The sequence below is a fragment of the Moorena sp. SIO3I6 genome (assembly GCF_010672095.1).
Genome location: NZ_JAAHHU010000068.1, coordinates 14866 through 35301, shown reverse-complemented (window position 1 = coordinate 35301; position 20436 = coordinate 14866). Strand labels below are relative to the sequence as shown.

Sequence of the window (20436 nt, the reverse complement as noted above, 5' to 3'; positions counted from 1 at the left end):
GTTGACTCTGTTACTGGAACCCTGTTGGGGGAAAGAAACGGGGACAATTTTACCAGGTTTAATGGGGTCGTGTTACAGGCTGACTACAATGCTGCCAAAAACATACTTAATCGAGGTACGGATAAGGAAATCACCCGGTATATGAGTAAAACCGAGGTGCAGGCAGTATTGTTGCGTCGTACCGCGCGTTTCTTGGAAGGGATGGGACTTAGTTTGCTTGATGCAGTTGAGCTTGGATGGATTAATTGCAAGCATAGCAAAACTAAGGCTTTTAAGGAACTCCTGGTCGAGATGCCAGGATCGCCTAGAAAGATGAGTGGAAGGCTTAACTCCAATTGCTGACTACCACTCCTCCCTCAGGCAACAATAAATTGCACCTTGACCGTTTTATACCGGATTATCCCGATTAATGACGGTTTAAGAGTATCTCTCTCACCAGACGCCAAGATTTCTCTAGATGCTTACCCCAATGTGCTGTCTTGGATGGAGCGGATTAAGCAATTATCAGGCTACATTGCGATCGCATAATTTCGGGCATTGCTGAATCTTCGAATTAATATGAGTGGGGTGGGCATCCTGCCCGCCCGAAATTATTGATAACGGGCAAGATGCCCGTTCCACCAAGATGCCCGTTCCACCAAGATGCCCATTCCACAAAACTATTAAAATCATTCTATTATTAAGCAACGCATAATTTCCTCCCCACCATCAGCCCGTAACTTAATCACGTCCATGGCGCTAGCGGTACTCTTTCCAGGTATGCTGAATCTAGCGCCATTGATAGCATTTTCATTTATATTTCAGAACAATCGCGCAACACAATACAGTATCGACGAGGACGACTGATTATCCCTTCTTCCTCAAACTGCTTGATCAGCCTGGTGATGGTTACTCGTGTGGTGCCAATCATCTCAGCTAGTTCTTGATGGGTCACTGGTATATCAATAAGTTGCCCACTACAGACGGGACGACCGAACTTCCGGGCTAACCAACTCAAAAACTGTTGCAAACGCTGAGAGACTCTTGGTGTTCTAATGATACACAGCAACTCTTCTGTCTGTCGCAGATGGCAAACAATAGCCTCGGATAAGCGGTAAGACTGAGACAAAGACAGACATTGCGCTTTAACCCTAGTCAAACACTCGATCTCGTAAGTTTGCAAGTTAGACAAAGATTTCCCCACTACATCCCCAACTCCCCAATATCCTAATGTAATTACTGTTCCTTCGTCATTCCAGGTCAAGGTTTTAACCACACCCTGTTGAACTACCCATAGTTGATCGGGTTCTAGAGCAATCAAGTCATGGCGCTTAAAGAGATGAACAGATGGCTTGAACCTAGTGGTGACAGGGTTCTGAGTGACTAACGATTGCTGTGATCCCTTACCAAATCTGCGAATTGTCATGATTCTTAATAAAAATAGGTTTCATTTTCCTTAAGCAGTAGTGTAAGCTATTCCAAGTAACTATTGAATATATTTTGCAATAAAATCCTAGGAGGTGTAGTATAGTGGCAAACATTGCTGAGAGTTCCCGATTAGTAGAGGGAGAGTATGGTTGGTGGGCAGGTAACGCTCGCCTCACGGAGTTATCCGGGAAATTATTGGGGGCTCATGTTGCCCATGCTGGTCTAATCGTCTTCTGGGCTGGAGCAATAACCCTGTTTGAACTATCCTGCTTCAATCCTGCCAAACCCATGTACGAACAAGGCTTAATCCTGCTGCCCCACTTAGCAGCTCAAGGCTGGGGCGTTGGTGCTGGGGGAGCTATAGTGGATACTTACCCCTACTTTGTGATTGGTGTTTTGCACCTGATCTCTTCAGCATTTCTCGGCTTTGGTGGTATCTTCCACGCCCTCCGTGGTCCGGAAACTTTAGAAGAAAAGTCTGGCTTCTTTGGGTATAGCTGGGCAGATGGGGACAAAATGACCACTATCATTGGCATTCACCTGATTCTACTGGGATTTGGAGCTTTCCTACTGGTGGCTAAAGCGATCGCGTTTGGGGGGTTGTACGATCCAGCAGTGGAGAATGTGCGAGTCATTAACAACCCTACTCTCAATCCAGCAGTGATTTTCGGTTATCTGTTTGGTACTGTGGGCAAGAACTGGATTGCTGGAGTCAGTAACCTAGAGGATGTAGTTGGTGGTCATATTTGGGTTGGTCTACTGTGTATTGGCGGTGGCTTTTGGCACATCAAGACTCAGCCATCTGAGTGGACGCGCGGTCTTTTTATTTGGTCTGGAGAAGCCTATCTTTCCTACAGCTTGGGTGCTTTGGCGCTGATGGGCTTTATCGCCGCGTACTTCTGCGCTGTTAACACCGTAGTCTACCCAGAAGTCTTCTATGGACCTGCCTTATCAATTAAGCTGGATGTTTTCCCCTACTTTGCCGATCCTAACTCTAGCTTCCCTTCTTGCCGGAGTTGGTTAGCTAATGCTCACTTCTTCCTTGGGTTTTTCTTCCTCCAAGGTCATATTTGGCATGCTTTGCGAGCAGCTGGGTTTGATTTTGGCCGGGGTCAGGTAGTAGCTTCTGAAGCTACTACTTAAATTCAGATTAATGCAATTAATTCTAATAAAGTGTGTATATAATGGCACTTTATTGACCAACTCAAAATGCCAATAATTCTCAAAGAGGTACATCAATGACAGCAGTAATTGCTGATAGTCCCAACCAAGGCCAAATCTCAAAAGTAGGCTGGTGGGCTGGTAATGCTCGTTTTATTGAATTATCCGGTAAGTTGCTAGGTGCTCATATCGCCCATGCTGGTTTGATAGTCCTGTGGGCGGGAGCAATGACCCTGTTTGAACTATCTCGCTACAACCCTGACGTGCCGATGTATGACCAGGGATTAATCTTGTTGCCCCACCTGGCTTCGTTAGGCTTGGGTGTTGGGTCTGGTGGTCAAATTATCGACACCTATCCCTATTTTGTAGTTGGGGTCTTGCATTTGATTTCCTCAGCAGTGCTCGGAGCTGGAGGACTTTACCATTCCCTGCTTGCCCCAGATAAATTAACCAATGATGGCACCTTTGCTGGTTTCTTTGGCTATGACTGGGAAGACTCCGACAAGATGACCACCATTATCGGGATTCACCTCATCCTTTTGGGGGTTGGTGCTTGGTTGTTGGTAGCTAAAGCCCTGTTTTGGGGTGGACTATTTGACCCCTGGGCGAGTGGCGGTGGCAATGTACGAGTGATTACCGATCCCACCCTTAGCCCTGTCAAAATTTTTGGCTACTTAGTTGGTGCATCCGGTTCAGAAGGCATGGCAGCCGTGAAGAATTTAGAAGATGTGGTTGGCGGTCACATCTGGATTGGTTCGATCTGCATTGCTGGTGGTTTCTGGCACATCTTAACCAAGCCATTTAACTGGGCACGTGAGGTTTTGGTTTATTCCGGGGAAGCTTATCTCTCCTATAGCTTAGGGGCGCTGGCCTACATGGGAATTTTTGCCGCCTACTTTGTCATGGTCAATGACACCGTTTATCCAGAAGTGTTCTATGGTCCAGTAGGGACTTTAGAAGCCAGTGATGGCATCGTTTCTGCTCGCGGTTGGTTAGCAGCATTCCACTTTGTCTTTGCGGTGTTATTTCTGTTCGGTCATATCTGGCATGCTATCCGGGCGCGAGGAGCAGAAGCTGGTTTTGACTTCAAAAAAGGTGAGCTGATTATCCCTCGGAGTAATCCTCAAGTTGGTGACTTGGCAACCCCAATTAACTCCTCAGATATTAGCCTTAACTTCCTCAAAAACCTACCTATTTACCGTCCCGGTCTTTCTCCCCTGTCCAGGGGTCTAGAAATTGGCATGGCTCATGGGTATTTTATCTTTGGTCCGTTTGCCAAATTAGGACCGTTGCGGGATTCACAGACGGCAAACTTAGCTGGTGTAACAGCAGCTATTGCTCTGATTGTAATCGCCACCATCGGCCTATCAATCTACGGTACAGTCACCTTTAAAAAAGAGCTAAAAACTTTACCTCGACCCACATTCGTTACCAGGGTACCCGAGGTACCAGAAACTATCCAAACTGCTGACGGCTGGAGTCAGTTTGCTGGAGCTTTTCTAGTTGGTGGCGCTGGAGGAGCGATTTTTGCCTATCTGCTGGTCAATAACTTCAGTATGATTCAGGGCATGATGGGTTGAATTAGTTGCTAAAAAGTTTCAACAAATGCTAGAGTAATTAATGGAGCATTCTATAGGCTTCTTAAAACAGGAGCTGTCTGGGGCTAGGAAGCCATGTCAACCCTAACCCCATTATCTCTTTTCCCTAGCTTAGATATAACTAACCGTTCATCCCTCCCATAGTGACAGCCAGGTTAAGTGCAACCTTGACCGAAACTATGGCAACAGACAATAATCCCTCCTTTTGGTCTCAATTTATTGATAAATATTATTGATAAATTTTCAACGACCTAGAAGGCGTTAATAAAGACGGATGCCATAACCAAGATAAATGTCTCCACCTGCCACTGGCATTTACTACTATTGCTGCCACTGTCGGCAACAGATGCCAATGCTGGAGGAAACCATACTGACTGAGTCAGTCCCCTGTGGGGATAAGAATCTAATCAACATCAATCAGGAGTAAATAAAAATGTCAAAAATTGGTCTTTTCGTCGGTTCTCAAACCGGTAAAACAGAGGCGGCAGCTGAAGAAATTCAAGAAGGACTTGGCGGTGATGATGTCGTCACTATCCATAAAATAGAAGAGGCTGAAAATAGCGATTTTGAAAAGTACGAAAATCTCATCATCGGCTGTCCTACTTGGGATATTGGGGAATTACAAGCTGACTGGGATGGCTACTTTGAGGAGTTAGATAGTATCAACTTTAGTGGTAAGAAAGTCGCCTATTTTGGGACTGGAGACCAGGAGGGCTATCCTGATAACTTTATGGATGCCATTGGTATTCTAGAAGCAAAAATTTCCGAACTGGGGGGTACCACAGTTGGACAATGGCCGAAGACTGATGAGTACGAGTTTAATGAATCAAAAGCTCTCAAAAATGGTAAGTTTATTGGTCTTGCCCTCGATGACGATAACCAGTCTGAACTGACGGAAAAACGGATAAAAACTTGGGTAACCCAACTCAAACAAGAGTTTGGAGTTTAGTTTTTACAACCGTTGTAAGCTGCTTTGCATTTAAATTGGGTATTTTCCAATTAGGAAAAAACCTGAGGTGCGCTTTCCGTAGGCGAATTAAATTCGCCACGGGTCGCACCTGAAAACCGTCTATTTTTTATAAAGCTAGCTACGTTGACCGTTGACTATTGACCACTTACATTTGAGCGTTAACGGTCAACATTAATGACTTTCAAACATATAATAAAATGCTTCACCCCTATTGAATATTTGTGATTATAAAATTGCTATAGGGATCCGTGTAGGAATTATGATAATTTTTGCTCCCTACTCCCTACTCCCTACTCCCTACTCCCTACTCCCTACTCCCTACTCCCTACTCCCTACTCCCTTTGCTATATGTCTATTTTGCCTGAAATCCTTTGGTTGAATGTTAGTCCAAGTTTTCTACGTTTTGATCAGCCTTTAATTCGTTATTTGTCTAAACAAAAGCGAATTGGCCAGTGGGAGTATCGCCAAAACCAAGATGAACCAACGTCTCTTGATATCGCCCTGACCTTACTTCATGACTATCTCAAAGCCTCAGATCATCCTATCCATCTGGTGGGTCACAGCACTGCTGGTTTGGTAGGACTACTCTATAGCCGTAAATATCCTGAAAAAGTCAAGTCTTTAACTCTATTATCAGTAGGTGTTAATCCTGCAGTTGACTGGCAAGCCCACTACTATGTGCAGCTCCAACTTTTACCCTGCACTCGCCAAGTGTTGCTTAGCCAAATGGTTAAGAGCCTCTTTGGTCATCACAATCACCGTATTACGAAAGGTTTAGTAACCATCCTAGAGCAGGATTTAGCTTTTTCTCCCTCTCCTCATTCCCTATATAAACGGGTTAGTGTAGCACCAACAGCAGTGCAAGTACCATTAATGGTATGTGGTTGCAAAGATGACATTATTGTTGATTCTAATGCTTTGCAAGGATGGAAATCTTGGTTAAAAGAATGCGATCGCTTATGGGAATATCCCGAAGGGGGTCACTTTTGCCACTATTTCCATCCCAATCGAGTAGGAAGGCAAATCATCCGGTTTTGGGAATCCCTATCATCACCAGTCCCTGAGCCATTAGCAATTAGTACTTAGGTAAGCATTTAGCCATCAGCCATTAGCTGATAGCTGATAGCTGTTCGCGCAGCGTGCGCGTAGCGCATAGGCTGATGGCTGATAGCTGAAACTATCTGTAGCATCCATAAATTGAAATCTTATTAGTTAGTAGTTAAGCATGTTCGAGATACTTCTTTCTCAGGTTATTCAACATTTGCTAACGTTTCTGTGCTGCATAGCTGCTTGGACATTAATCGGAATAGCGTTATGGCGGATGCGGGCGACCTTTCGAGACGGTGTCGCTCATCTGAGACAATTACATCAAATTCCCTGTAGTCGCTGCGCCTTTTTTACTGGAGATTATCGCCTCAAGTGTACAGTACATCCGTCAAAGGCGCTAACAGAAGAGGCAATCAATTGTTATGACTATGAGGCAACTCTCAATCCTGCTAGGGTTAACTCACGACGGTGTAAGTGTAGTCATCAAGCTACTTCTAAAGTTGTGTGACGTTGAACCTCCCCACCCGTCGCAGGGATGGGGATTCCCAGGCACAACAACTATGTTGCTGTTAACTCCGTGGGCGTGACTTCCCCCCGCACCGGAGGTAGCTGAGTGGGGTCAATTCCCAGTTTTTTTAGACCCCGCATTTTGATGTTTATTGCCCCATTAACATTTCTAGTCATCATAGTGACCACAATTGGTACAGACAAACTTTTCTTTCTTTCTGTTACTTTTACTGACGTGATGGCATTTCGGGCATTTTTGAGACGTGTGCTTGGGATTTATTTTGACTACTGGTATGCCTGACTTCGCAGCCACGACCTCTACCTTTTTAACCAGTTCACCCCAAGCTGCATTAGATATTGATCTGTTTAAACCTCTTTTTGCCGACTGTCCATTGCGGACATATCCACCATTCTCATTAGGTCTAGGTTTACAGCGAGATTTCATTGCCTTTATATTAAGATCTTCAAGTACCAAGGCATCTGTATCTTTGACTAACTGATTAGCTACATCCCAATGATAGGCACTACGATTGTTTGCAATACGCTCATGAAGTGAGGCCACCCTAGAGTAAGACTTTCCTCTATTTTTAGAACCTTTTTTCTTTCGGCTAGCAGCCTTTTGTCTCAGTTTTAAGCGTCTTTATCTGCGTTTAAAAGACTTTTGTTTAGCTGGATTAGCTATTGTTTTACCATTAGAGATACTGACTAACTTGTTAATTCCTAGATCGCAGCCTTTGACTCTTAGAGGATTGATTTCGCTATTACTCCTTATCGGAGTAGTTGGAACTGACTTGTCTTCGATTTGAAGACTTACAAACCAACCGCGAGCCTTCCTCCGAACAGTGACTGATTTTAAAATAAAACCCTCAGGGATAGGGCGAGAATTGTAAAAACCCATCCATCCAATTCCTGGGAGATATATATTGTCCCCATCAAGCTTTACTTGACCAGGAGCATATTTGAAGCTCCTAAATCGTGACCTTCTTTTTGGTCTAGGGTATCCAGTTTATCCTTTAAAGAATTTAGCAAATGCAACATCCAATTGTCTTAGAGTTTGTTGCAATACAGTTGAATGAATTGATTTATACCAGGGTCTTTCTTTCTTGAGTATGGGAAGACTAGAACTTTGGGCTTCATAGGCACTTCGTCTTGGATTATTTAGACTTTTCTTCCAAGGGTAACCTACTGAATAATTTTTGCTGACTGAACAAGTTAATGGACACGCTTCTCCACCGCTTTTCAGATCACAATAATTGCCTAATCTAGGAGCTTTTGCTTGATTGTAAGAATCATTTCTGTCTCTAAGCAGGTAATTATACTGCGACCTCAACATGTCTAACCACCGATTCATTACGGCTTTTTGTCGTTGAGTGGGCTTGAGTTTGTAAGAGTATCCTAGTTGCATCTGTTCGACCTCTTTCAGTGCTAATCTAATTATAGACCCCCAAAATAATAATGTCAAGTAAATGAGTGAACAAATTAAAAGAAAAGTAGGAAGACCCAGATTACACGAGGAAGCTAAAAAAAGTTACAGCATCAAGGCCACTGAAACTGGTTGGCAAGGATTAAAAAGGCTGGCTGCTCGTTCGGGCTTAAGCCTTTCTGAATACTTAGAGTTCCTAGGGAGGACTGGGACTTTGCCTGATTGAGGGAAAAATTCATCCCCGGAGACGAAACCTTAGAATAGGGTCGCCTTTATGGTTGGTCGGCTATGAGCAAAAGGGTTAAAACTTTATTATTAAGGCGACCCTATTCTTACGGTAACTTTAAACCTTAAGAAGGATGGGGTATTCTTTTTCCCTGGCCTTTGGCCACGCTACGCGAACAAACTCCCTTTTTGATAATATGTTTGGCTCTGGCGCGCCAAAGGGGATTGACCTACGGTCACGCTATGCGAACGCAAGTTAGGTAACCGTAAGTTATCAGTTATCAGCTAATGGGCCATATCACAGGCTAGAAGCCTGTGCCACGCTACGCGAACAGTTTTTAAATAAGCGCACCTAAGCGGTCTTGGGGGTTTCCCCCAAGACCGCGCTGCATTAAGACAACAACTAAGCATTGATTTAATCTTTTTTACGTCTGCATTTCAAGTAGAGAATGGCTGACCGCTGACCGCTGTTCGGGTAGCGTGAGCTAAAAGCTCACGGCTGACAACAGCTTCAGTTTTCCAGCAGGTTTCTGGTTCCATAAGAATTGGGCTTTTAATAATAAACTTTATTGATAAATAGCTAAAAAACAAAAATCAGATCACCACCCTAGTGATCTGATTGGCTGTTGGTTTACCATAAGGAGGACTAGCTTCCTGTCTAGAGAAGAAACCCTGGCTCTGTGTCTCGTCTAGATGGCAACTTACATTTTTAGTATACCACTTAATGCTAAAAATTAGCAACTAGTTTTTCAAAGAAATTATGACGAAGGCTCTGTCGTTGGATTGTCTTGGGATTTTGACAGTTTATCTAAGTACTTAATCTGAGTACTCATTAATACACTGCCAGAACGGGCTTGGACAGCATGCCACAAGTGCCCCCCTAAGAACAAGAGTCCCAAGAAAAACTGAACATTTGCTGCTACCAGACGGTTAGAACCGTAAAATTCAGTGGGAAAGACCGTAGTGTTGTTAGCAACAAAAGCAGCAGACACAAAAGCCATAAACGCTAGAGACCCTAAACTGTAGGAGAGGATTGCTTCTCCTTCAATCTGGAGGGCACTCCTAGCCCAGTTAAATGGAGTGGAGACAATATGCCAAATTCCGCCACCAATACACATCATCCCAATCCAAATATGACCACCAATGACATCCTCTAAATTATTGACAGCTGCCATTCCAAGAGGATTCCAAACCCCATCGACAATGCCAAAGAGATAACCAAAGATAGTCACTGGGTTAAGAGTTGGGCTGGTAATGATACGTACATTGCCGACAGCAGCGTCATAAATGCCACCAAAAACCATTGCCTTGGCTACCAGCAACAACGCACCCACACCTAGGAAAATCAGATGATGTCCTAAAATAAAGCTGAGCTTCTTGGGGTCAGTCCATTCATAGTGGAATTTAGGGGCGCGTCCAGTGCCATCTTTCAAATTTGCAACACCACTAAAAACATGAAATAGACCACCTGCACCCAAAACAGCGGATGCAGCTAGATGCAAAATGCCAATCACAAAATAGGGATAGGTATCTGTGACCACACCACCGGGTGCGACACCCCAGCCTAAAGTGGCTAAGTGGGGTAACAAGGTTAATCCTTGCTCGGACATCGGCTGACCAGGGACAAGCTGGGAAATTTCCGCTATGGTAGTTGCGCCTGCCCAGAACATAATCAAACCAGCGTGAGCAATATGAGCTCCTAATAATTGACCGGATAAGTCCCTAAGACGGGCATTACCAAGCAACCAATCCGGATTAGTTCGTGATGGAATACTATTTGTTGTCATGAAAACCGAGTATATCTCTATCTAAAACATAAATTTGGTAGAGTGCTACTCAGCAGCCCAGGAAATTTTTGGTTTAGTAGGTGTTAGATTGATTGGACAGCACCTAACACCTACTATCTAGAGAGGGCTGCTTTTTACTAGCTGATTAATTCAAGCCTTCCTCAAATTTCTTAAAGTCAACGCCGATGGAACGCAATGCATGCCATAGGTGACCTTGAAGAAAGAAGAAAGCTAGGAAGAAGTGGGCATTGGCCAACCAGCAGCGAGGAGTGTGGGCACCCAAAGGCAACTCAATAGTGTCTGCAAAATATGGCGAAACACCAAGCTTGACCTCTAAGGCAGGACCATAGAATTCGACGGGATAGGCTAGGGTATTAACTGCGCAGAAGTAAGCTGCTACAAATCCTGCCAGAGCAATACCGCCGAGAGAGTAGGAAAGAACCGCTTCTCCCTCGAAGCTTACGAGATTCTTTGCCCACTTCATTGGTGGTATTAGGATGTGCCAAATACCACCACCAACGAGTAGCAAACCAACATAGATGTGACCGCCTACCAAGTCTTCTAAGTTATCCACCGAGGCAAAATGGGTTTGATAGCCATAGATTGCCAATGGATTAAGATTTGGGCTGGTAACGAGCCTGACATCATGAATGGTGGCATCGTATAGTCCGCCAAAGTACATGGCTTTCGCGGCCAATAACAGAGCGCCTACTCCTAGAAAAATGAGATGATGCCCAAGAATAAAGCCTAACTTCTTAGGGTCATTCCATTCAAAGTGGAATTTAGCGGCACGACCGCCAGCATCTTTCAATTGTGCTGGACCTTTAGCGGAATGGAACAGAGCACCCGCTCCCAGAACAGCCGAGGAGATCAGGTGTAGAGCGCCAACAACAAAATAGGGGTAAGTATCCACTATCTGACCGCCTGAGCCTACACCCCAGCCCAAAGTAGCTAAGTGGGGCAGCAGAATCAGCCCCTGCTCACCCATGGGCAGGGTGGGATCATACCAAGAAATTTCAAACAGAGTAAATGCTCCAGCCCAAAAAACGATCAGGGCTGCTTGGCCGACATGAGCAGCTACGAATTTGCCAGACAAGTTGGCTAGGCGGGCGTTACCAGCCCACCAGTCATATTTAACCTCGGGATTACCGTATGTTTGCATACTCGATCCTTACTCGATCCTTAATTGCTTCATTGTTTCACCACCTCCTGTTTAGGGTTGAGGTGAAATCACATGAATCGATTGTGCAGCATTAGGGAGCCAATTTAAACTTAGTTGCAATATTTTTTAACATTTATTGCAACTAATTATCATTTTTTAGATTCATTAATTCTATGAAAGTCTTGTATATCAAAAGTTACAGCTATTTATGCTAATCCCAAGTTACCCAAAATTGTTGTCAACACCTCTCATCAGTTTTTATTTGATAAATAAGTTTTATCATTAGTTTTTCTAATAGTTGCGGAAAATGCTGTCAAAATGAGAACATCTACTGGTGTCATTCAGCTCAAACTTGACTTATATATCTGAGAGATATATGAAATCGTACAATTTAAATATGATTTAATAAGACTTAGGTATCGGCCACCATATGCACTACCTGTAGTAATTTTATCTCCAGATAACCGCTATATTTATGGTTTAGTCACGTACGGAAGCGTCAGTCCTTCTTGATTTAATCCCCGATGGCTATAACCACCCTTATCGGTTTAATGTGATCAGAAATTCTATAATAGACCCTTTGGTAACACTTGAAAAATTTTAGCAATACTGATAATGTCTATCCTAAGACATCTTCTCTTATGTCTGATAACGAGCCAGAATCGCGGCAGAGATTACATTTATTACTCTCTGCCGCGCTTTTTGCTGGTCGTTGACCGGAATAGGCATGATCGTCTTAGGCCAATGGTATTAGGCATGAGTAGGATTAAGGGCAAAAACCATGAACTCAAAACCCAACAGCTAACACTGTGCCACCGTGCCACCGTTCCCTAAACTTCGAAACCAACGGGTATTTCTAAAACCTTTGCTGCTCTGACCAACGCTCTACGGAACCGATAGCCGACGTCCACAATATCTTTTCGCTGACTAATGTCGAGAGAACTATAGGGTTGAGCTGCGACTTCGCCCTGGGTGAAGTAAGGTTTAAGCTTGCCTTTTGCTGCTTTATAAGCTGCCTTAACCTCTTCATTGACACTGGGGTCTTTGTCTGCCACTTTTGCTGAATAGGGAGCATACTGGCTGAAAATTCCGATCCAGTTATCTGAGAAGATTAACAGGCTCTGATCCGACCAAGTTTCTTCTTCGCCACAAATCTTCTTGGCTACTACTTCTGTCGCCAAAGCAATCATCCCCTCAAAGTTCAAGGTGGAATTGAAGTTCTGCCGCTGATCTAAATCTTTGATTAGGGTTTTGACGCTCTCGACTAACTCTTTAGCATAAGGGAGCGCTGCTTTGACGTTCCCTTCCCGGTACAAGAGAACTTCGATCCGGTGAAATCCCTTAAATTCTGGGTTATCCTCCCCACCATCAAAAGCAGAGGGGCGAGCATCAATATCCCGGTCAGTTTCTTCAAAGCTGGCTGCGTAGGTTTCAATTTGCTCGTAAGGAGGACGGGCTTTGACATAGGCGTCTTTGGCATTTTCCAAATTGCCACTGCGAATTGCTTTCACTAAGTCTTCGACAAGGGGTAGCTGTACTTGAGCTTGTTGTCGGAAATACCTTAAGCCCTGATCAACCTCTGCAGCATAAGGATCCCTACCAGCTGCTGCAATTAACTCCTTGCTTGAACCAGGGCGAATTAGACTAGAAGCCGCTAGGGTGCCTAAACCACCCACAGCAGCAATTTGTAGTATTTTTCGTCGATTAATTGTCATGGGGTTAAACTTGAGAAAGATTCTTTTTTAGCTTCGATTATTATAGTAGACCTTGATCAACTTGATAAAAATATTTATCGATAAATTAAACCTTAAAGATGTGATGAAGAGATTGTGAAGAGGTGCTTAAGACACAAGTATCCCATACCACCCAAACAAAATGGCAAAAAAAAATTGGCAAGTCAGACTAGTGTCAATGATCCCAATTCTGGAAACTACGGCTACTCATCAATTTCATCTCCCGATCTCTCCATCTCCCGATCTCTCCATCTCCTCATCTCTTTATCTCCCGATCTCCCCATCTCCCGATCTCCCGATCTCCCCATCTCCCCATCTCCCCATCTCCTTATCTCCCGATCTCCCCACACCTCCCACACTTCCCACACCTCCCACACCTCCCACACTTCCCGTTTGACCCTGAGGTAAACAACCTACCCCTGTGGGCTACTCCCTGCTCCCTAAAAGCAACGCCTATCCTAATCAATCAGACGAAACACTTTCTTCTGCTTTTGAGCAGGTTGTTGTGATTGTTCTTGCTTAATTGTTTCTGGGTTGCTAGAAGGCTTCTGAGACTCTTTTGGCTCAGTTGATTGGCTAACTTTTGGTTTTTTCTCAAATACATTAACTCCTGCACCTTCTAACTCAATTACCCCTTCTGGAGACACCCTGGCGATCTTTCCACTCAAAGCCGCTACCCAATCAGCAAAGCTATCCATCTTTTCTACTTGCTTTTTGAGGGTCTTGCGATTAAGTTCTGCCTGAACGGTTATGCCATTGTCACCAGTTAGGAGTAAGGTAACTTTCTTGCCTTGCTCCGGTAAATTGGGTCTTTCGGTAAACTTGACGGTGATTTCGGGTTTTCTGCCTTGAATCATGATAACTTCATTGGGTTTAGTTTTAGGGCTTGGTTGAGGTTGATAGTCAGTTTTTTCTTCGGAGTAATGTGAATAGAAACTTGAGTCTTCTAGATTTACGTTAACTGGATGAGCTTCCTCTATGTGGAGTTCTTCCCCTACTCGTCTACAAAAAAATTCCCAAAAATCATCCTTTTCTGCTGGTTGTGGCAAAGAGCCCTGGAGTGTCAACAAAAAAGGCTGCCATGGATAAGTTTTGGCTTTTCCTCTAGGAGGCAGGTGATTGCGTTCTACATACACCACCACCGCTTCTGGCTTGACATCGTGAATTAAACCACGAACCCGAAACTGATCGACTCTTTCGTCACTGGGAGAATGACGTAGAGTAGTTTTCCCCTCTAGGGGAATAAATTTTTTGATTTGAATTTGAGCGAGTTTTCCTGCCTTGGTGATGCGGAAATATACTCGCCAAAGATAGACTTTTTTCTCACCAAAAGAGGGGTTGGTACTTAATTTATTCCACAAGGGTTGGTGCATATAGGCACTGAAGCTGATTCCTTGTTTGAGAACAAGAGTTCCTTTAACTGACCGATTAGGCTCTTGAGATGGGTTTGGGTCAAATCGCCCAAACAGATAGCCCAGAGCCGAAAACTCGGTTGGACGACTAGGAGGGGTAAAGGGGACAACAACTTCCATGGGATTGGGAATTAAGGAGCCATTATATTTTAGACTATCAAATCACGGCAATCAGATGGACTATACTGGTTGAGTTTTACTTCCGATAATTTTATAAGGCTGTGGAGATTGTTGTTGAATACCCATAATAAAAGTGTCGAGCCCGGGCGCGGGAAGTGTGGGAAGTGTGGGAAGTGTGGGGAGATGGGGAGATGGGGAGATGGGGAGATTTGTATTAAGGGTAATTATCTCGACATTACATTACTCCCTAAAGGGAAACCCTGGAAAGCAAGGAATCCCAGTGATTGAATCTGGCTAGAAATGGGGATCACGAGGGGGGCCATGGGCTCTGCCACGCCTTTGGCGTTCACACAGTTACTCGACTTTTTGGTAGTCAACCAGGATAACGTTGGCTCTACCAGCTTACCTAAATTTAGGTAGAATTTAATACATTTTTTTCTCGTAGATTAAAATTGCTAAACTATAATATAATAATTAATTATCTAGCATTTTTCAACCAAGTGATAAATGCAATAACACAAACAAATATAGCAATTCTCATAGCTATGAGGTAAACAATTTATGGATTTTAGGGAACAGGGAACAGGGAACAGGGAACAGAGAAGAGAGAAGAGGGAATAGGGAATAGGGAATAGGGATGGGTTGCATCAAGACAGGGAATCAACGTCAAAGAAGACTGTACCTCATAACTGTGATAAACGCTATAAAACCTTATCATCACCACCCATGATCATATGATCAGATTAGGTTTGATTCCAACACTTTTATTACTCCCTTCTCAAGGCACTTAATAAGTGCCCATGTCAAGTTTTATCAAGTCAATCACCGTAGAGATTCCCTCTTTAGTTTTCAAATTCGTAAACACAAAGGGTTTATCTCCTCGCATCTTTTTAGCATCCCGTTCCATCACCCCCAAATCTGCTCCCACCTGAGGTGCCAGATCAATTTTGTTAATCACCAGCAAGTCAGACTTGGTGATTCCTGGTCCTCCTTTACGAGGAATCTTATCCCCAGCAGCGACATCAATAACGTAGATAGTGAAATCTACTAGTTCTGGACTGAAGGTTGCTGCTAGGTTATCCCCTCCACTTTCTAGGAACACCAAGTCTAAATCAGTAAACCGATTTTCCAACTGTTCAATGGCTGCCAAGTTCATGGAGGCATCTTCCCGAATGGCAGTATGGGGACAACCCCCCGTTTCCACACCCAGAATGCGATCGCTTTCTAGGGCCTGACTCCTAACTAAAAACTGGGCATCTTCCTGAGTATATATATCATTGGTGACCACAGCGATTTGATAAGAGTCTCGCAGGGCTTTACACAATGCATCTAATAGAGCAGTTTTCCCTGAACCAACTGGACCAGCAATACCAACACGAAAAGTACTCATGTTAACTAACTTAGAGTTAATTTTAATAGTGTAGTTGATTTATGATCATTAGCCATAAAAAAATTGTTAATTGCTACAAGTTAACAATTAACAAATGGTAATTGGTAAGTTTAGATTTTTATTATAGCCTTTTCTAGTGACGATTAAGGAGTCAAGGCACCGACTTGCTGTAAATCCAAAAGAAAAATTTTCTGAGTAGATGCTTCGTTTGATATAACAGCTGCATGAGATATCATCTCCAGAACACTGGCCTGACGGTAAGACTTCGGGATAGGTCGCATCATGTCTTGGGGTAACTCCACCAAATTAGGCAGATCATCGACAAAAATTCCCCAAAGTTCGGAGTCCCTAGGACGAATAATCACTAAGAACCTTTGGTTAGGGCTTCGGTGAGGTAAACTACCATCCCCCAACTGCTGATGTAAATCCCAAACTTTAATGGTATGCTTGCCTAGCTGAACTAATCCCATGGTTTTCATATCCCGGCTGATTTCCGTGGTATAATTAACCACTTTAATAACATCCATAATCGGGAGACATAGGGAATAATCAGCAATTTTAAAAACCATTAATTTTTCTAGTTTTGAATCGTCCATCGCCTTTATTTTATAGTGATTATTGTTTAGTGATTATTGTTTAGTGCTGAGTAGTTATAGGGATATTTTTAGGATTTTTTAAACTACCAATTCACCAGGAGCAATGATCAATTACTAATTACCAAAGAATTGCAGGATATAGCGTTGATCATACTTATGAGCTACAGCCAATTTTATTCCCCCGACTCCCGACTCCCGACTCCCGACTCCCTACTCCCTACTCCCTACTCCCTACTCCCTTATTAACGGTTAAATGGGCTCAACAACATCGGTTACTGTTGTCAACAATTTGTGTTCCAAATAGGGCTTAGTGATATAAGCCTTTGCCCCCAACTGTGCAGCAATCAAGCGGTGTTTATCGTTACTGCGGGATGTGAGGATGACTACAGGAATATCTACCAAAGCTGGGTCTTGCTGACAGTGTTTGAGAAACTCAAACCCATTCATGCGAGGCATCTCAATATCACAGATCACTAACTGTATGTCTGTCTGATGCTGTAGTTGCTCAATCCCTTCATAACCATCCTGGGCTTGAAACACTTGATAGCCATTTTTCTGTAAGGTCATGGCTAGAGTTTGGCGCAGGGTGATCGAGTCATCTACCAGGAGTACCTTTGGCTTACGTCTGACCCAGAACGGTTCAACCGTTGAAGGTGGAAGCTGCTTTCGCGAAAGGGTTTCCATCGGTTGGGTGGCTTGGTCATAGCTTTTGCTTTCAACTTTCAATGTGCTAACCTGTAACCTTTGACTGCCATCGGTCTGTTGCTCAGACAGGTACTGGATCAATTCAGTCCCATCCAGCACCAATGTCAACCGACCATCGGCCAGAATACTGCCCCCATTGACATAGGGGGGTGGCACAATCATTGTCCCCAAAGGACGAATCACCAACTCCTGGTCTCCCAACAGTTGGTCTACTTCCAGACCGACAAGCTGATCCTGGTAATGGATCAGAATGATTGGTCTAATCGTCTGAAGAGGAACAACAGGTTGATGGGGATGGGTTACTGAGAATGGATTTGCCACAGAGGAATAATCTAGGACTTGCCCAAGTTGGTAGACTTTAACCAGTTGCTGATCAGTCCCGGTACCCAAGTGGAGAACTTTGCCATCTTCCCAACTTCGGAGCTGGTGTTCCTCAGGAATAATAATTTGCTCGACTTGATCAGTAATCAAACCATAAACTTGCTTCCCAGCCTGGCACAGAAGTAATTTATCTATGGTTAAACTCAAGGGAATTTGTAGTCTAAATCTGCTGCCTTGGTCCGGAGAAGAATCAACCTGGACGGAACCCCTCAGAGCTTTGACCTGGTTTAGGACAACATCAAGACCAACACCACGTCCAGAGAGGTTATTCACCCCAGAGACAGTGGAAAAGCCTGGTTCAAACAACAAATTCCTCAGCTGAGCCTCACTGAGATTATTACTCTGTTCAAAGTCTATCAGTTCACGTTCTACTGCTAGTTGGCGAATCCGTTCAAAATTCAACCCTGGCCCGTCATCAAAAACTTCAATCACCAAATATCTGCCCCGATGGCAAGCACTGATTTCAATTAATCCCTTTTCTGGTTTGCCCTGTTGTTGCCGTACAGCAGGAGTCTCAATGCCGTGGTCAAAAGCATTACGCACAAGATGCAGCAGGGGGTCGTACAACTTCTGGGCAACAACTTTATCCACTAAAACATCATTACCAGAGATTTTTAGCTCTACCAGCTTATGGTGGGAAGCTGACAACTGCTTGAGGACAGGGGGGAAACGACTAAATATTTCCCCTAAAGGCAACATCCGGGCGTCCATCAAGACATCACGATGGTTGGTTAACAACCGACGTTGTTGTTCGAGAGTTTTACTGGATTGGGTGCTGAACAGCTCAATGTCATGGGCAGCTTCTGTTAATTGAATAGCATCTTCTAGAACTGACTGGATCAGAAGCTCGGGTGCGCTATAACGTTTTAGTTCCAGGTCATCGAAATAGTCGGTATGTTGTTCGCGTAGCGTGGCCTTTTGGCCAAGGTTAGTTGGTTGAAAGTTGCTATGTTGAAAGTTGCTATGTTGAAAGTTGCTATGTTGAAAGTTGGCAGGTTGAGAGCGTAGCGTGGCCTTTTGGCCAAGGTTGGCCGTAGGATTGGGGTTGGTAGCAAAGTGTTCCTTTAAACCTTCAACCTTCAACTTGCTAAGCTGCAACGTTTTTTCTGCCCAAGGGTAGGAATAAAAACTAAGATTTGGGTCGGTAGCTTTGTTTTTGTTTAAACCTTCAACATTCAACTTGCTAACTTGCAACCTTTGCCTAATCTGCTTTTGTTGGGTCAAAATAAACAGGCGGTCGTACCAATCTTGGAGTTGCTCTAGAACTTGCTGATGTTGGTCGATACGATCAAGGAGTACTCGCACTGCAGCCAGCAGTTGTTCATTTTCGAGCAACTGGCGGTTTTGGTTGGTTAGTAATTCCCCAATTGTGTAATTCAGGTATTCTAGATGCTCAATATTTATCCGCACAGTACCAGATAGATCCCTAGATGATGGCGTGCTGGGATGTTGGTTGGAGGGAGTTATGGCGAGATGGGAAGAGTTTAGAGGGGCATTTCTAGCATTGCCTATGGGCGGGATGATCTCGTCTGTGATAATTTCGGGATCTTGTCGTTGTTCTTTTTTTTGATTATCTGCATCAATCATCCCCATGTTGTGCAAAACAAAATTTTTTTCTGTGGCGATTTCTTGATCAGGTGAGGCTATCTCTCCATGCAAGACATCTATCTCTGTTTGCTCCGACCTCTGCAACTTTCTACTTTGATCAAAGGTTTGCTGATCTAGTGTAGTTGATCCTCCCCAGATCATTTCCACAAGCTGGGACCGTTTCCTTGTTTTAGATTCTGGATCAGTAACGGAAGAATTATTAACAACACCTTCTCCTTCTTTTAGTCCCAGCTCAACTCGATTAAGGTCTTGTTCTTTTCCGTTGCCGAAGACAGAAGATTGATTTTGAATTGTGAATTGTGAATTTTGACTTGAAGACCTAAGGTCAGCTAGTTGTTGCAGAGCTATAGAAGGTTGACCACCTTGAGTCCTATCCCCTTCTAGCACCGCTGCTTGTGCTGCAACGAAATCACACAAAGCGGTCTTGGCAATGGTGACCACCTGATCGGGATGGTTGTCTAGGGCTGCGATCGCATTTTTGGCAATAGCGGCAAACCCTGGTAAATTAAGGGATTCCCCTAACCCCAAGAAAATGTCTGCTTGGTGGCGAACTGTGATGCTGATTTCACTGGGATTGTCATTATTTAGGGCAGCTTGGATTACGTCTAAGCCTTGGCTAACCCCCACTTCAAAAATGGACTGGGTGACGTCGAAGCCCAATTCTAGTGAGGTGGGCAGATGGGATTCGTGACCAAAACAGTCCCCCAGCTTCTCTTGGAGTTGGGCAACAACAGCAGCAGTTCGATTTTTGATTTCGGTGTCATCGATTTGCCCCCCTGTGAGTTCAGCGGTCAGAGGTAGGCGCAGACACTCATAAGCTTGAAACAGTAAGGCTTCAATTTCTGGATCAATGGACAAGTCGGGGTTAAACAGAGCTTTAAAAACATCCTCCAAGGAGTGAGCTACAGTGGCGATTGTTTCCAACCCAATGCTAGCTGCTGCGCCTTTGAGGGTATGGGTAGTCCGCATCAAGTTGTTGACTTTATTGATGCTATAGTTTTCTGACAAACTCAGCAAATCCTCTTCCAAGACTTGCAGCAGTTCCGGTGCTTCCTGGAGAAAGTAGCGATAGCTTTGCTCACGAATTTTCGGGTCATTAGTCATTAGAGCAGTTGTCAATTGGGTGAGGTATTTTATTCTTAGGGAGTAGGGAGTAGGGAGTAGGGAGTAGGGAGTAGGGAGTAGGGAATCGGGAATCGGGAAT

Annotated in this window: 21 protein-coding genes and 1 pseudogene; 10 read left to right on the top strand and 12 right to left on the bottom strand. The window is 44.0% G+C overall.

Annotated features, from left to right (window positions below):
* Together F6K49_RS19875 and F6K49_RS19870 are read left to right on the top strand one after the other, a co-directional pair.
* Positions 1-342, top strand: a pseudogene (locus tag F6K49_RS19875) (transposase); the annotation flags it as partial.
* Positions 343-378: 36 nt separating this feature from the next.
* Positions 379-528: a hypothetical protein gene (locus tag F6K49_RS19870; RefSeq protein WP_293022569.1), complete on the top strand. Its 150-nt coding sequence runs from the start codon at positions 379-381 to the stop codon at positions 526-528.
* 265 nt (positions 529-793) lie between these two features.
* Here F6K49_RS19870 and F6K49_RS19865 read toward each other — a convergent pair whose 3' ends face one another.
* Complete coding sequence (locus tag F6K49_RS19865) at positions 794-1405, bottom strand: Crp/Fnr family transcriptional regulator (protein ID WP_293022562.1); 612 nt, start codon at positions 1403-1405, stop codon at positions 794-796.
* A gap of 104 nt (positions 1406-1509) precedes the next feature.
* On the opposite strand from F6K49_RS19865, the gene F6K49_RS19860 reads away from it, so the two are divergent.
* The 6 genes from F6K49_RS19860 to F6K49_RS19835 all read left to right on the top strand — a co-directional run bounded on the left by F6K49_RS19860 (position 1510) and on the right by F6K49_RS19835 (position 6691).
* Positions 1510-2550, top strand: a complete 1041-nt coding sequence (locus F6K49_RS19860; protein WP_293074344.1) for a chlorophyll a/b binding light-harvesting protein — start codon at positions 1510-1512, stop codon at positions 2548-2550.
* Between the two features lie 95 nt (positions 2551-2645).
* Complete coding sequence (locus F6K49_RS19855) at positions 2646-4148, top strand: chlorophyll a/b binding light-harvesting protein (protein ID WP_293081090.1); 1503 nt, start codon at positions 2646-2648, stop codon at positions 4146-4148.
* Between the two features lie 310 nt (positions 4149-4458).
* Positions 4459-4593, top strand: a complete 135-nt coding sequence (locus tag F6K49_RS19850; RefSeq protein WP_293064129.1) for a hypothetical protein — start codon at positions 4459-4461, stop codon at positions 4591-4593.
* Between the two features lie 6 nt (positions 4594-4599).
* Positions 4600-5115: a flavodoxin FldA gene (gene fldA, locus F6K49_RS19845; RefSeq protein ID WP_293064126.1), complete on the top strand. Its 516-nt coding sequence runs from the start codon at positions 4600-4602 to the stop codon at positions 5113-5115.
* A 369-nt stretch (positions 5116-5484) separates the two neighbouring features.
* Positions 5485-6222, top strand: a complete 738-nt coding sequence (locus tag F6K49_RS19840; RefSeq protein ID WP_293064123.1) for an alpha/beta hydrolase — start codon at positions 5485-5487, stop codon at positions 6220-6222.
* A 139-nt stretch (positions 6223-6361) separates the two neighbouring features.
* Complete coding sequence (locus tag F6K49_RS19835; protein WP_293022550.1) at positions 6362-6691, top strand: hypothetical protein; 330 nt, start codon at positions 6362-6364, stop codon at positions 6689-6691.
* A gap of 168 nt (positions 6692-6859) precedes the next feature.
* Here F6K49_RS19835 and F6K49_RS19830 read toward each other — a convergent pair whose 3' ends face one another.
* Both F6K49_RS19830 and F6K49_RS53470 read right to left on the bottom strand, forming a co-directional pair.
* Positions 6860-7318: a transposase gene (locus F6K49_RS19830; RefSeq protein ID WP_293022660.1), complete on the bottom strand. Its 459-nt coding sequence runs from the start codon at positions 7316-7318 to the stop codon at positions 6860-6862.
* A gap of 378 nt (positions 7319-7696) precedes the next feature.
* Positions 7697-8041 (bottom strand): transposase, encoded by a 345-nt coding sequence (locus tag F6K49_RS53470; RefSeq protein ID WP_366514204.1) that lies wholly within the window; start codon positions 8039-8041, stop codon positions 7697-7699.
* 115 nt (positions 8042-8156) lie between these two features.
* Between F6K49_RS53470 and F6K49_RS19825 the strand changes: the two genes are divergently transcribed.
* Positions 8157-8339, top strand: a complete 183-nt coding sequence (locus tag F6K49_RS19825) for a hypothetical protein (RefSeq protein WP_083304956.1) — start codon at positions 8157-8159, stop codon at positions 8337-8339.
* 133 nt (positions 8340-8472) lie between these two features.
* Positions 8473-8598, top strand: a complete 126-nt coding sequence (locus F6K49_RS19820; RefSeq protein ID WP_293022545.1) for a hypothetical protein — start codon at positions 8473-8475, stop codon at positions 8596-8598.
* 498 nt (positions 8599-9096) lie between these two features.
* On the opposite strand, the gene F6K49_RS19815 is transcribed toward F6K49_RS19820, so the two are convergent.
* The 9 genes from F6K49_RS19815 to F6K49_RS19775 form a co-directional block, all read right to left on the bottom strand.
* Positions 9097-10125 carry a chlorophyll a/b binding light-harvesting protein gene (locus tag F6K49_RS19815; RefSeq protein WP_293022542.1) on the bottom strand — a complete coding sequence of 343 codons (1029 nt, stop codon included), beginning with the start codon at positions 10123-10125 and terminating at the stop codon, positions 9097-9099.
* A gap of 145 nt (positions 10126-10270) precedes the next feature.
* Complete coding sequence (locus F6K49_RS19810) at positions 10271-11287, bottom strand: chlorophyll a/b binding light-harvesting protein (protein ID WP_293064115.1); 1017 nt, start codon at positions 11285-11287, stop codon at positions 10271-10273.
* 830 nt (positions 11288-12117) lie between these two features.
* On the bottom strand, positions 12118-13002 hold the full coding sequence (locus tag F6K49_RS19805) for an EfeM/EfeO family lipoprotein (RefSeq protein ID WP_293064112.1): 885 nt from the start codon (positions 13000-13002) through the stop codon (positions 12118-12120).
* Between the two features lie 221 nt (positions 13003-13223).
* Entirely contained in the window at positions 13224-13388 is a 165-nt protein-coding gene (locus F6K49_RS19800) for a hypothetical protein (RefSeq protein WP_293099396.1), read from the bottom strand.
* A gap of 90 nt (positions 13389-13478) precedes the next feature.
* The gene (locus tag F6K49_RS19795) at positions 13479-14552 is read right to left on the bottom strand and encodes a hypothetical protein (protein ID WP_293064109.1); all 1074 of its coding nucleotides are present in this window, start codon (positions 14550-14552) and stop codon (positions 13479-13481) included.
* A gap of 568 nt (positions 14553-15120) precedes the next feature.
* Positions 15121-15270 carry a hypothetical protein gene (locus F6K49_RS19790; RefSeq protein ID WP_293099393.1) on the bottom strand — a complete coding sequence of 50 codons (150 nt, stop codon included), beginning with the start codon at positions 15268-15270 and terminating at the stop codon, positions 15121-15123.
* Positions 15271-15339: 69 nt separating this feature from the next.
* Positions 15340-15942 carry an urease accessory protein UreG gene (gene ureG, locus F6K49_RS19785; RefSeq protein ID WP_293099375.1) on the bottom strand — a complete coding sequence of 201 codons (603 nt, stop codon included), beginning with the start codon at positions 15940-15942 and terminating at the stop codon, positions 15340-15342.
* A gap of 143 nt (positions 15943-16085) precedes the next feature.
* Positions 16086-16538, bottom strand: a complete 453-nt coding sequence (locus F6K49_RS19780) for a chemotaxis protein CheW (RefSeq protein ID WP_293023588.1) — start codon at positions 16536-16538, stop codon at positions 16086-16088.
* Positions 16539-16787: 249 nt separating this feature from the next.
* Complete coding sequence (locus tag F6K49_RS19775) at positions 16788-20351, bottom strand: hybrid sensor histidine kinase/response regulator (protein WP_293023584.1); 3564 nt, start codon at positions 20349-20351, stop codon at positions 16788-16790.
* Between the last annotated feature and the right edge of the window lie 85 nt (positions 20352-20436).